Origin of the sequence: Dactylosporangium sp. NPDC051484 (assembly GCF_040689395.1) — a bacterium.
Lineage (GTDB): Bacteria > Actinomycetota > Actinomycetes > Mycobacteriales > Micromonosporaceae > Dactylosporangium.
Map to the genome: position 1 here is coordinate 116,497 of NZ_JBFAZX010000008.1, position 12,576 is coordinate 129,072.

The window sequence follows — 12,576 nt, forward strand, 5'->3', positions numbered from 1 at the left end:
CCACGGCACTCACCCGGCGGGCGCGGGGCCCGGGGCTCAGTTCGCGTGCAGGTCGGCGTTGAGCTCGATGCCGCGGCCCTGGCGCTCGCGCACCTCCAGGCGACCGTTGACCGAGTTGCGGATGAAGAGCAGGTTGCTCAGGCCGGACAGCTCGCGCGCCTTGACCACGCGGCCGTCGGGGAGGGTGAGCTTCGAGCCGGCGGTGATGTAGCTGCCCGCCTCGACCACGCAGTCGTCGCCGAGGGAGATGCCGATGCCCGAGTTCGCGCCGAGCAGGCACCGCTCGCCCAGGCTGATGGTCTCCTTGCCGCCGCCCGAGAGGGTGCCCATGATCGAGGCGCCGCCGCCCACGTCGGTGCCGTCGCCGACCACGACGCCGGCCGAGATGCGGCCCTCCACCATCGAGGTGCCCAGCGTGCCGGCGTTGAAGTTGACGAAGCCCTCGTGCATCACCGTGGTGCCGGGGGCCAGGTGGGCGCCCAGGCGCACCCGGTCGGCATCGGCGATGCGCACGCCCGGCGGGGTCACGTAGTCGACCATCCGCGGGAACTTGTCGACGCCGAACACGTTCAGCCGGCGCCCGGCGCGGCGCTCGAGCGCGCGCAGCTCGTCGACCTGGTCGGGCAGGCACGGGCCGGCCGAGGTCCAGGCGACGTTGGCCAGCAGGCCGAACTGCCCGTCGAGGCTGGCCTGGTGCGGCTGGATCAGGCGGTGCGAGAGCAGGTGCAGGCGGAGGTACACGTCGGCCGTGCTCGCCGGTGCGTCGCCGAGCGACTGGATCTCGACGCGGACCACCTCCGTGCGCAGTCCCAGTTGAGCGCCCGAAGAATCCGGCAAATCGGATATACCAGAAAAATCGGTGAGGGCGGTCTCGGCGGTGCCGAGACCCAGGTTGCCGGCCGGGAACCAGGCGTCCAGAACCTGGCCCGAGGAGGTCACGGTGGCCAGGCCAAGCCCCCACGCGGGAGAGTCGATGTAGGCGGTCGTCACGTGACCGAACGCTACCCCATCTAGTGTCGAAGCCATGTTCACCCGTGATGTCCTCGCCGATCCCGTCGCCCTGACCCGTGCCCTCGTCGACATCGAGTCGGTCTCCGGCAACGAGGCCGAAATCGCCGACCGCGTGGAGGAGGCGCTCGCCACCACCGACCTGAAGGTTGAGCGGTTCGGGCACACCATCGTGGCGCGGACTGAGCTCGACCGGCCGCAGCGCGTGGTCCTCGCCGGGCACCTCGACACGGTTCCGCTGCACGACAACTTTCCCTCGCGGACCGAGGACGGTCTGATGTGGGGCTGCGGCACCGCCGACATGAAGGCCGGAACGGCGATCGCGCTGCACCTGGCGGTCACCGAGGCGGCGCCGCGCCACGACGTGACGTACGTGTTCTACGAGTGCGAGGAGGTCGACTCGGCCCGCAACGGGCTGAAGATCCTTGCCGATCGCAACCCGCACCTGCTGACTGACGCCTCGTTCGCGGTGCTGCTCGAGCCCACCCACGGCCTGATCGAGGGCGGATGCCAGGGCACGCAGCGTGTGCTGGTGCGCACCACCGGCAAGCGCGCGCATTCGGCCCGGTCCTGGCTCGGCGAGAACGCCATCCACAAGGCCGCGCCGATTCTGGAGCGCCTGCGACGGTACCGCGAACGCATCGTCACCATCGACGGCTGCGAGTTCCACGAGGGGCTGAACGCGGTGCGGATCACCGGGGGCGTGGCCGGCAACGTGATCCCGGACGAGTGCGTGGTGGAGGTCAACTTCCGCTTCGCGCCCGACCGGGACGAGGCGGCGGCCGCCGATCACGTGCGCGAGGTGTTCGAAGGCTTCGAGGTCGAGTTCGTCGACTCGGCGCCCGGCGCACTGCCGGGGCTCGACGCGCCCGCCGCCCGCGAGCTGCTCGCCGCGACCGGCCGCCCCGCGCGCGCGAAGCTGGGCTGGACCGACGTGGCGCGCTTCGCGGTGCTGGGCATCCCCGGCCTCAACTACGGCCCCGGCGACCCGAACCTCGCGCACAAGCAGGACGAACACGTCGAGATCGACAAGATCGTCGAGGGCGCCGAGGTCATGCGCCGCTGGCTGCGCGCAGACACCTGACCGAGCGGCAGCGACGAACAGGGAGGGGGCTGCCGAGCGCTACGCGGCCTCGGTCGGCGACTCCTCGGGTACCGAATCCAGTTGACGCATCATCCGGCGGACCGCGACCACCTCGCGGATCCGCCGGTTCATCTGCCGCTTCCGGCGGTCTTGATCCATTCGCGTCATGCCGGTCACCCCCCAATGCCTTGCCAACCGGTGTATCGGGTAAGACGCGGCGGCAGGGCCGAACGTTGCCCCCCGCACCCGTTTTCCTGCCCAAACCGGCCGATCATCGGGGCGCGGGCGGCCCGGTGACGAACGTCTTGCCGTCCGGATAGGGCCACGCGTTGGCGACGCAGCCCTCCAGCCCGAAGCTCTGGCGCGCCATCACCGGGGCGAGGGCGCCATTGCGCGGGCAGACCGCGTGCCCGTTGCCGACGAAGTGCCCGACCTCGTGGTTGATGACCATGTTGCGGTACTCCGCCACGCTCGGATACCACGCGACCCCGAGCAGCCAGCGCTTCAGGTTGATGATCACGTCCCGGCCGCCGCGGCAGGAGACCTCGCCCTTCGTCCGCACGCCGTGCTGGGTGCACATGGTGTCGGTGGTCGACGGCGTGGCCAGGTGCACGGTCAGCTCGCTCGCGCTGCCGGCCGCGACGCGCTGGAACGAGAACCGGCCGCCGGCGATCCAGCTGCGCGGGTCGCCGAGGGTGCGATGGACGGCGTCGGCGAACACCGCGGGGTCCACGCCCGAGCCCTGCTCGGTCGCGACGACGTAGCGCACCAGATGCCCCGCGGTGCCGACCCGGTCGCCGCCGCTCGCCGCGTAGTCGAACTTCCTGTTGCCCGTGGCGGGCACGCCCGGCGCGCTCGGCACGCTCGGCACGGTCGACCGCGCCGATGAGGGGGTCGTCGAAACGGGTTTCGCCTCGAACACGGACGGTGATGGTCCGGGCGCCTCCGAGGACGGGGCGACGGAAGACGGTGCCGCCACGAAGGATCCGGTGGGCGAGGACGGCCTCAGCCCATACCAGATGAGCAGAGCACCCGCCAGGACCACGCACAGCGGCGCGAACAGCAGCCACCGCCTACGCGTCATGGCGGTATTGGACCACGCCAAGGGCGGGTCTGGTGGGCCCGTTCTCGCTTGATCCACGTACCGTGACAGGCATGAGCGAGCCCAAACCCAGCCGGCCGCGGGAGCGGCACCGCGGAATGGTGACGCTGCGACGCGACGCGATTCCGCCGAGTACCGCCGATCAGCGGCTGCTCGACTCACACCTGCGGCACGAGTGGAAGACCAAGGACGCGTGGCGGGCGCTGCGCATCCTCAGCGAGTTCGTCGAGGGCTTCGACACGCTCGCCGACGTGCCGCCCGCGGTGAGCGTGTTCGGCTCGGCGCGCAGCAAGCCGGAGAGCCCGGAGTGGCGCATGGGGGAGGATCTCGGCGGCGCGCTGGCGCGAGCCGGCTACGCGGTCATCACCGGCGGCGGCCCGGGCGTGATGGAGGCCGCGAACAAGGGCGTGGCCGAGGCCGGCGGGCTCTCGATCGGGCTCGGCATCGAGCTGCCCTTCGAGCAGGGCCTCAACGAGTGGGTCGACATCGGCATCGACTTCCGGTATTTCTTCGCCCGCAAGACGATGTTCGTCAAGTACGCCCAGGCGTTCGTCGTGCTGCCCGGCGGCTTCGGCACGCTCGACGAGCTCTTCGAGGCCGTGACGCTGGTGCAGACGCGCAAGGTCACCAGGTTTCCGGTCGTGCTCATGGGCATCGAGTACTGGAGCGGCCTCGTCGACTGGATCCGCGGCACCATGCTGCCCGACGGCAAGATCGGGCCGGAGGATCTGGACCTGCTGTTCCTGACCGACGACGTCGACGCGGCCGTGCAGCACATCAAGGAGGCCGCCGGGCAGCTGGAAGAGGACAACAAGCTGGGTGGTGGTAGCTGAGGTGGCGGCGATCGGTGTGTTCTGCGCCTCCTCGCGGCTGCTCGAGCAGCGGTGGCTGGACCTCGCGTACGACCTCGGTGTGGAGATCGGCCGCCGGGGCCACAGCCTGGTCTCCGGTGGCGGCTGCGTCGGCATGATGGGGGCGGTGGCCGACGGTGCCCGGGCCGGCGGGGCCCGTACGTACGGCGTGATACCGCAGAACCTCGTGGATCTGGAGGTGGCGGACACCAAGTCGGACGAGCTGGTCGTGACCGACGGCATGGCCTCGCGCAAGACCCTGCTGATCGAGAAGGCCGACGCGTTCATCACGCTGCCCGGCGGCCTGGGCACGCTGGACGAGCTGTTCGAGGTCTGGACCACGGGCACGCTCGACCTGCACCACAAGCCGATCCTGCTGCTCGACGCGGACGGCTTCTACGCCGGCCTGCTCGACTGGCTGCGCGGCCTGACCCGGCACGAGTTCGTCCGCCCGTCGGCGATGTCGATGCTGCTGGTGTCGCGCGACATCGGCGAGTCGCTGGACCTGATCGAGGCGTCGCTGCTGGGCGTGGCTCGACGGTGACCTCGCGTGACCGGCGGGAATGTCGATGCGATGAATCGCGGGGCAGCGTGATTGCATAGCCGCGTGACCGCGACAGCTTCCCCTCCGGGGCAGCGCCGTGCCTACCGGCTCGTGCGCCGCCCCCCGGTCGCGGCCGTCCCGGTTCACGCCGACCCCTGGCAGCGCCTCGTCGTCGAGCACACCGCCGGCCCCCTGCTCGTGATCGGCGGGCCCGGCACCGGCAAGACGAGCACCCTCGTCGAGGCGGTCGCGGCCCGGGTCGCCGAGGGGGGCGACCCCGAGGGGATCCTGGTCCTGACCTTCGGGCGGCGCGGCGCGCTACGGCTGCGCGACCGGATCGAGGCGCGGCTCGGGCGCGCGAGCGGGCTGCGCACCACGGCGGAGCCGATGATTCGGACCTTTCACGGATACGCGTTCGGGCTGCTGCGCCGCGCCGCCGTCGAGCGGGGCGAGGCCTCGCCGCGGCTGCTGACCGGGCCTGAGCAGGACCTGGTGATCCGTGAGCTGCTCGCCGGGTCGGCGGCGCCGTGGCCGGAGTCGCTGCGCGGCGCGCTCAACACCCGGGCGTTCGCCACCGAGCTGCGCGACCTGCTGCTGCGGGCGGTTGAGCGCGGAGTCGGGCCGGCCGGGCTGGCCGAGCTCGCCAGGGTTCACCGGCGCGCGGACTGGGCCGCCGCTGCGGCGTTCTTCGAGGAGTATCGCCAGGTCCTGGCGCTGCGCGACGCTACGGCGCGGGGATCGGCCGCCTACGACTACGCCGAGCTGGTGCGGGCGGCGAGCGCCATGCTCGCCGACGATGAGGACCTCCTGGAGCGGGAGCGGCGGCGGCTGTCATACGTGTATGTCGACGAGCTGCCCGACACCGACCCGGCCCAGGTCGAGCTGCTCGAGCTCATCGCCGGCAACGGCAAGCACCTGGTCGCGCTGGCCGACCCGGACTCCTCGACGTTCGCGTTCCGCGGCGCCGACCCGGCGATCATCGGTGACTTCGCCACGCGGTTCCCGGGCGCGGTACAGGTGACCCTGCCGCACTCCCGGCGGCTCGGCGAGGGGCTCCTGGCGCCGGTCAGGCGGATCGCCGCACGGCTGCGCGGCCCGTCCCGGCACCGGGCGATGCTGCCGGGGCGAAGCGGAGGCATGGCGGAGACGCGCACGTTCGCGTCGGAGACGTCGGAGGCGGCGTTCATCGCACACCGGCTGCGCGAGGCGCACCTGCTGCGCGGCGTGCCGTGGGCGCGCATGGCGGTCGTGGTGCGCTCCACCGCTCGGCAGCTGGCGCCGCTGCAGCGGGCGCTGCACTCGGCCGGGGTGCCGACGGTGACCGAGGCCGAGGATCTGCCGCTGCACCTGCAGCCGGCGATAGCTCCGCTGCTGCTGCTCCTGCGGTGCGCGCTCGACGACGCCCGGCTGGACGAGGACGCGGCGGTGGCGCTGCTGCACTCGCCGCTGGGCGGGGCCGACCCGCTGGCCGAGCGGCGGCTGCGGCAGGGGCTGCGCGCCCTGGCGCTGGCCGCCGGCGACCGGCGCCCGTCCGGCGTGCTGTTGCTCGCCGCGCTGCGTGATCCGGCCGAGCTGGCCATGGTCGAGCGGCGGTGGGCCGCGCCCGCCCGGGCCGTGGCCGCACTGCTGCGGCAGGCCCGCGACGCGGCGGCCCGGCCCGGCGCGACCGCCGAGGAGGTGCTGTGGGCGGTGTGGCACGCCAGTGGCCTGGCCGAGCGGTGGTCCGCCCTGAGCGCCCGCGGCGGGCACCGCGGCTCGGCCGCGGACCGGGACCTCGACGCGGTCGTGTCGCTGTTCGACGCGGCGGCCCGGTTCACCGACCGGCTGCCCGGCGCCGGCACCGACGTGTTCCTCGACCACGTCGAGGGCCAGGACCTGCCGGCCGACAGCCTGGCGCCGTCGGCGGACCGCGGCGACGCGGTGCGCATCCTCACCGCGCACGCGGCGAAGGGCCTGGAGTGGGACGTCGTCGCCGTCGCCGGCGTGCAGGAGGGCGTCTGGCCCGACCTGCGGCTGCGCGGCAGCGTGCTCGGCTCGGAGCTGCTGGTCGAGGTGCTCGCCGGGCGCGCGATGGAGACGATCGGGCGGCTGTCGGCGCTACTGGATGAGGAGCGCCGGCTCTTCTACGTCGCCGTGAGCAGGGCCCGCGAGCAGGTGCTCGTCACCGCGGTCGCCTCGGGCGACGGCGAGGAGCAGCCGAGCCGCTTCCTGACCGAGCTGTCTTGGGAGGCGCAGGGCGCGGAGGACGAGCTGGACGGGCAGCCGGCGTTCGAGCCGCCCCGGGCGCTGACGCTGCCGACGCTCGTGGCGGAGCTGCGGGTCGCACTCGTCGATCCCGACACCCCCGCGGACCGCCGTGCCGCGGCCGCCGGGCTGCTGGCCCGCCTGGCCGCCGAGGGGGTGGCAGGTGCCGACCCGGACACCTGGTGGGGACTGCCGGCGCTGTCCGACGACCGGCCGCTGGTCGACCCGGGCGAGCCGGTGCGGGTCACGCCGTCGACCGTTGAGGGCGTCAACCGGTGCAGCCTGCGCTGGCTGCTGGAGCGGCACGGCGGCGCCCTGACCCCGTCGCCGGAGCAGTCGATCGGCAACCTCGTGCACGCCGCGGCGATGCTTGCCGCGGACGCGAGCGCGGACCGGGCGCAGCTGGTGGCGTATGTCGCCGACCGCTTCGACGCGATCGAGCTCTCCGCGCGCTGGCTCGCCGGCCGCGAGCGGGACCGCGCGGAGACCATGCTTGACAAGCTCATCGGCTGGCTGGCCGGCAACCCCCGCCGGCTCGTCGCGATCGAGCAGGACTTCCTCGTCGAACTCGCCGACCCGGAGGCGCCGGTCGAGATCAAGGGCCGGGTCGACCGGCTGGAGCTGGACGAGCTGGGCCGGCTCGTGGTCGTGGACCTCAAGACCGGCAAGTCCATCCCCGCCAACGCCAACCTGGCCGAGCACCCCCAGCTGGCCGCGTACCAGGCCGCGATCGAGCTCGGCGCCTTCGAGGAGTCGTCGGTGGCGGGGGGCGCCTCCCTGGTGCAGCTCGGCGGGGAGACCAGCACCGCGCGGGAGCAGGTGCAGCTGCCGCTCGGTGACGCCGACGATCCGAACTGGGCCCAGGCGCTGGTGCGGCGCACCGCGAGGACGATGGCGGCGTCGACCTTCAGCGCCGTGGTGAACAACAAGTGCCGAGTCTGCCCGGTGAAGACCTCCTGCCCCGTCTCGGGCAAAGGCCGGCACGTCGCATGACCGGTCCGAGGCCGGTGTATACCCCGGTGGAGTTGGCCCGGCTGCTCAAGCTCCCGGCGCCCACCCGGCAGCAGGCCGACGTCATCGCCGCGCCGGTCGGGCCGCTGCTCGTCGTCGCGGGCGCCGGCTCAGGCAAGACGGAGACGATGGCCGCGCGGGTCGTGTGGCTGGTCGCGAACGGGCACGTGCGCCCGGAGCAGGTGCTCGGCCTGACCTTCACCCGGAAGGCCGCCGGCGAGCTGTCGCACCGCATCCGGCAGCGGCTCGGCCAGCTGGTGCGCCGCCTGGGCCGCGACGACCTCATCGCGGGCGAGCCGACCGTCGCCACCTACCACTCCTACGCCGCCCGGGTGGTGCGCGAGCACGGCGTGCGGGCCGGCTTCGAGCCGTCCACCCGGCTGCTCACCGAGGCCGCCTGCTGGCAGCTCGCCGACGCGGTGGTGCGGGCGTACGACGGGGACATGACCGCGGTGTCGGCCGCGCCTTCGACGGTCGTCGACGCCGTGCTGCACCTGGCCGGCGACCTCGCCGAGCACCTGCGCGAGCCCGCGGACGTGGCCGCCTGGACCGGCCGGTTCTTCGCCGAGGTCGGCGCGAAAAGCGGCAAGATGGCCAAGCCGGTGCGCGACGTGCTCTCCCGGCAGCAGGCGCGCCTGCAGCTCCTTCCCCTCATCCGGCAGTACGCCGAGAAGAAACGCCTGCTGGAGGCGATGGACTTCGGCGATCAGCTCTCCCGGGCGGCCACGGTCGCGGTCGCGCACTCCGAGGTCGGGCAGGTCGAGCGGGACCGCTTCCGGGTGGTTCTGCTCGATGAGTACCAGGACACCTCGCACGCCCAGGTCGTGCTGCTGCGTGCGCTGTTCGGCGGCGGGCACCCGGTCACCGCGGTCGGCGACCCCTGTCAGTCGATCTACGGCTGGCGCGGCGCCTCGGCCGGCACGCTGGACCGGTTCCCGACCGAGTTCCCAGTCGAATCCCCAGTTGAGTCCCCGGACACGGCCGCGGGCGGGCCACCGGGACGCGACGCCAAACCGGCGCCGCTGTTGTCGCTGACCACCAGCTGGCGCAACCGGCCGGAGATCCTCGACGTGGCCAACGCGCTGTCGTTGCCGCTGCGCTCCTCCGGCGCCCGGGTCGAGGAGCTCGCACCCGCCGACGTGCTGGCCGAGCCCGCGTCCACCGCGACAGTGCACTGCGCTCTGCTCGACACGTACACCGAGGAGGCCGCCTGGCTCGCCGACCGGGTCCTCGCCTCGTGGCGGCTGGCGGCGAAGGTCGACCCGGACACGTTCCCGTATGACATCCCGGTCGAGGACCGGCCGTCGACCGCGGTCCTCGTGCGCACCCGGGCCCAGATCCCGGCGCTGGAGAATGCGCTGCGCTCGCGGGGCCTGCCGGTCGAGGTCGTGGGCCTCGGCGGGCTGCTGGACACGCCCGAGGTGCGCGACATCGTCAGCATCCTGCGGGTGCTCGCCGACCCGGCCGAGGGCGCCGCGCTGCTGCGCATCTTGACCGGCCCGCGGTGGCGGATCGGCCCGCGCGACCTCGTCGCCCTGTATCGCCGCGCCCGCGCGCTGGCCGCCGCCCGCCGCCACGGCGATGCGAACGCCGAGCCCGAGCTCGCCGACCGCCTCGACGAGGCCGTCCTGGTCGAGGCCCTCGACGACCTGGGGGAGCCGGAGGCGTTCTCCGCCGAGGGCCACCGCCGTTTCGTGCGCCTCGGCGCCGAGCTGCGCGCCCTGCGCCACCGCCTCGACCAGCCGCTGCCCGACCTGGTCGCAGACCTGGAGCGGGTCACCGGCCTCGACGTGGAGGTCGCGGCCCGCCCCGGCGACGCCGGCCTGGCCCGCGGCCACCTCGACGCGTTCAGCAACATCGCGGCCCGCTTCGCCACGGAGTCGGAGGGCGCGACGCTGAGCGCGTTCCTGGCGTTCCTGGCCGCGGCCGAGAACGAGGAGCGTGGCCTGGCGCCGGGCGAGGTCGAGGTCGTCGAGGGCGCGGTGCAGATCGTCACCGCGCACGCGGCCAAGGGCCTCGAGTGGGACGTGGTGGCCGTCGCCGGGCTGTGCGCCGACGTCTTCCCGGGCCCCAGCAACGCGGGCGATCACTGGCTCCGCGGTCTGGGGGTGCTGCCGTTCCCGCTGCGCGGCGACCACGCCGGCCTGCCGGCGCTGGACCTCTCCGGCGTCGCCGACGTCAAGGGCGTGGTGAGCGCCCTGGAGACGTTCAGCCGGGACTGGCGCGAGCACGACGTGCGGGAGGAGCGGCGGCTGGCGTACGTCGCCGTCACCCGACCCCGCCGGCTGCTGCTGGCCAGCGGGTACTGGTGGGGCGAGGGCGTCAAGCGGGCCCGCGGCCCGTCGGTGTTCCTGGAGGAGATCCGCGAGCGCTGCCTGGCCGGCGCCGGGGTGGTCGACGCGTGGGCGCCGAAGCCGGAGGCCGACGCGCAGAACCCGACCGCGGTCGACGTGTCCAGCGCGAGCTGGCCGGCCGACCCGCTCGGCCCCCGCCGGCCGCTGCTGGAGGAGGCCGCCGCACTGGTCCGTTCCGCCCCGGCGTACGACGTCCCGGCCTTGGATGTGCGGGCCTCGGATGTGCCGGCCTTGGATGCGCCGGCCTTGGATGCGCCGGCCTTGGATGCGCCGGCCGACCCGGCGCCCGACGCGGCGGTGCCGGCCGGCCCGGTGGAGGCGGCCGACCCGGTGGAGGCGCGCTGGGCCGCGGAGGCGGGGCTGCTCCTGGCCGAGCGGGCGCGGCTCGGCCCCCGCGCGGACGCCGCGGTCGAGGTGTCGCTGCCCGGGCACCTGTCGGTGTCCCAGCTCGTGGCGTTGCGCCGCGACCCGCAGCGGCTGGCCCGCTCGCTGCGCCGCCCGCTGCCGGCCCGCCCCGACCCGTACGCCCGCCGCGGCACGGCCTTCCACCACTGGCTGGAGCAGCGCTTCCAGGCCGAGCGGCTGCTGGACCTCGATGAGCTGCCCGGCGCCGCGGACGAGGGCGCCGCGCCGGACGCCGCCCTGAGCGACCTGCAGGCGCGCTTCCTGGCCAGCGAGTGGGCCGACCGGGTACCGCTCGACGTGGAGGTACCGTTCGCGTCGGTCATCGCGGGCGTCGTGGTCCGCGGCCGGATGGACGCCGTGTACCGCTACCCGGACGGCCGCTACGACGTTGTGGACTGGAAGACCGGCGCCCGCCCGGCCGGCGCCGACGCCACGGCCGCGGCGGTGCAGCTGGCCGCGTACCGGCTGGCCTGGGCCGAGCTGCGGGGCGTGCCGCTCGACACGGTGGGCGCCGCGTTCTTCTACGTCCGTGCCGGCGAGACGGTCCGCCCGGCCGACCTTCTTGATGAGGACGGCCTGCTCGCCCTCATCGCCTCGCTGCCCGCGTCCCGATAGCCCCGAAGCCCGGTGAGCGAAAGCTCAATGAATTGGCAAGGTTCCGACAGCTCGCTGTCGGTGGAACCGGTTCCTCCTCGAAGCTGTCCAAGAGGGCATGCGAGGGGATGTGCTCGGGATGCGGGCAGCGCACGTTCGTGAGATCGCCCTGGTGGTCGGGGTCGCAGTCGCCGGGGTGCTCACCGTCGCGTTCATCGTCCTGGGGGCAGCCGCCGCGTCGGGCGGGCCGCGGTATCCGCAGGTCACCCAGCTGCACCCGCCGCCGCAACCGCAGCCCTGAGCCGCCTTGAGCAGACCCTTCGGGCGGGTATCGCTGGCCGTCGTCGCGTCCGGCTGCGACACTTGGGCGTGAGATGACCGAGCAGCGTTCGCCCTGGGCCGTGCCGGACACGCAGACCGTGATCGAATCGGTCCGGAGCGAGTCCGCGCCGCCGTCCCCGACCCGGCCGATCACCAGCGAGCCGGGGGGTGCCGCACGCGTCGCGTCGGGTTACGCCTCGGGGCGCGTCTCGCGGCTGGGCACACCGCCGATCGGGCCGCCGCCGGACGCGATCAACTCCGGGCCGGACGACGATGACGATCCGGTCCGGCGCAACCAGCGGATCATGAAGTGGCTCGGCGGGGGCGCCGTTCTGATCGTCGCGATCGGGCTGATCGTGATCCTGGTGTCGGTGCTGACGAACAACGCGACGACGCCGGGCGGCCTGTTCAACCGGCACGCGCAGGGGCCCAGCGACACGCGGCCCGAGCTGGCGCGGCGCTGCCCGCCGCCGAGCATCCCGCCGGACAACCCCAACCGGGGCGACAGCGAGGTCCCGCCGGGGCCGCGGACCGTCGACAGTGAGTCGGGGATCAGCTACAAGGAGTTCGGATCGCCCTGGCGGCCCCTCCAGGAGAACTGGCACGAGCTGGGCGAGCTCAAGATCACTTATCGGATCGGGCAGGACTTCATCACCGAGCCGAACTATGACAGCAACGGCAACAACTACCACGCGACGATCCTCTCCGGGCACGTGCCGGCCGCGGTCAACGACGGCATGGTGCTCGACCTGCACTGCGTAGGCGACCAGATCGCCGCGGACGTGCGGATCAGCTTCTACCCCAAGGGCAACCAGCTCGAGCAGATCGAGGCCAAGGACCTCACGCTCGGCGGGCGCCCGGCCCGGCTGCTGAAGTTCCGGCTGCACTTCAGCCAGCCCGGGCTGCGGGCCAAGAGCGAGCTGGTGTCGATCGCGCTGGTCGACCTCGGCAAGCCCGACGCGGCGATCCTCTACGTATCGATCCCCGACACGCACCGTCAGTACGACCACGTCGCCGACGAGGCCCCCGCCAGCATCCGCCCGGCTTGAGCCTCGCTC

At 73.5% G+C, this 12,576-nt stretch carries 9 protein-coding genes; 7 read left to right on the forward strand and 2 right to left on the reverse strand.

The window, feature by feature from the left end; genetic code table 11:
• Positions 1-36 precede the first annotated feature (36 nt).
• Positions 37-990 carry a 2,3,4,5-tetrahydropyridine-2,6-dicarboxylate N-succinyltransferase gene (gene dapD, locus AB0367_RS16910; protein WP_366227228.1) on the reverse strand — a complete coding sequence of 318 codons (954 nt, stop codon included), beginning with the start codon at positions 988-990 and terminating at the stop codon, positions 37-39.
• A gap of 34 nt (positions 991-1,024) precedes the next feature.
• Between dapD and dapE the strand changes: the two genes are divergently transcribed.
• The gene (gene dapE, locus AB0367_RS16915) at positions 1,025-2,092 is read left to right on the forward strand and encodes a succinyl-diaminopimelate desuccinylase (protein ID WP_366227229.1); all 1,068 of its coding nucleotides are present in this window, start codon (positions 1,025-1,027) and stop codon (positions 2,090-2,092) included.
• 271 nt (positions 2,093-2,363) lie between these two features.
• On the opposite strand, the gene AB0367_RS16920 is transcribed toward dapE, so the two are convergent.
• Entirely contained in the window at positions 2,364-3,176 is an 813-nt protein-coding gene (locus tag AB0367_RS16920; RefSeq protein WP_366227230.1) for a DUF3152 domain-containing protein, read from the reverse strand.
• A gap of 71 nt (positions 3,177-3,247) precedes the next feature.
• Here AB0367_RS16920 and AB0367_RS16925 point away from each other — a divergent pair, with 71 nt between their 5' ends.
• The 6 genes from AB0367_RS16925 (at position 3,248) to AB0367_RS16950 (ending at position 12,567) form a co-directional block, all read left to right on the forward strand.
• A complete protein-coding gene (locus tag AB0367_RS16925) occupies positions 3,248-4,027 on the forward strand; it encodes a TIGR00730 family Rossman fold protein (protein ID WP_366227231.1) in 780 nt (259 codons plus the stop codon).
• A 1-nt stretch (position 4,028) separates the two neighbouring features.
• The gene (locus tag AB0367_RS16930; RefSeq protein WP_366227344.1) at positions 4,029-4,589 is read left to right on the forward strand and encodes a TIGR00730 family Rossman fold protein; all 561 of its coding nucleotides are present in this window, start codon (positions 4,029-4,031) and stop codon (positions 4,587-4,589) included.
• Between the two features lie 111 nt (positions 4,590-4,700).
• On the forward strand, positions 4,701-7,826 hold the full coding sequence (locus AB0367_RS16935; RefSeq protein ID WP_366227345.1) for an ATP-dependent DNA helicase: 3,126 nt from the start codon (positions 4,701-4,703) through the stop codon (positions 7,824-7,826).
• On the forward strand, positions 7,823-11,218 hold the full coding sequence (locus AB0367_RS16940; RefSeq protein WP_366227232.1) for a UvrD-helicase domain-containing protein: 3,396 nt from the start codon (positions 7,823-7,825) through the stop codon (positions 11,216-11,218). The genes AB0367_RS16935 and AB0367_RS16940 overlap by 4 nt, the downstream gene beginning before the upstream one ends.
• Positions 11,219-11,315: 97 nt before the next feature.
• The gene (locus AB0367_RS16945) at positions 11,316-11,498 is read left to right on the forward strand and encodes a hypothetical protein (protein ID WP_366227233.1); all 183 of its coding nucleotides are present in this window, start codon (positions 11,316-11,318) and stop codon (positions 11,496-11,498) included.
• A gap of 73 nt (positions 11,499-11,571) precedes the next feature.
• Entirely contained in the window at positions 11,572-12,567 is a 996-nt protein-coding gene (locus AB0367_RS16950) for a hypothetical protein (protein ID WP_366227234.1), read from the forward strand.
• Positions 12,568-12,576: the final 9 nt, after the last annotated feature.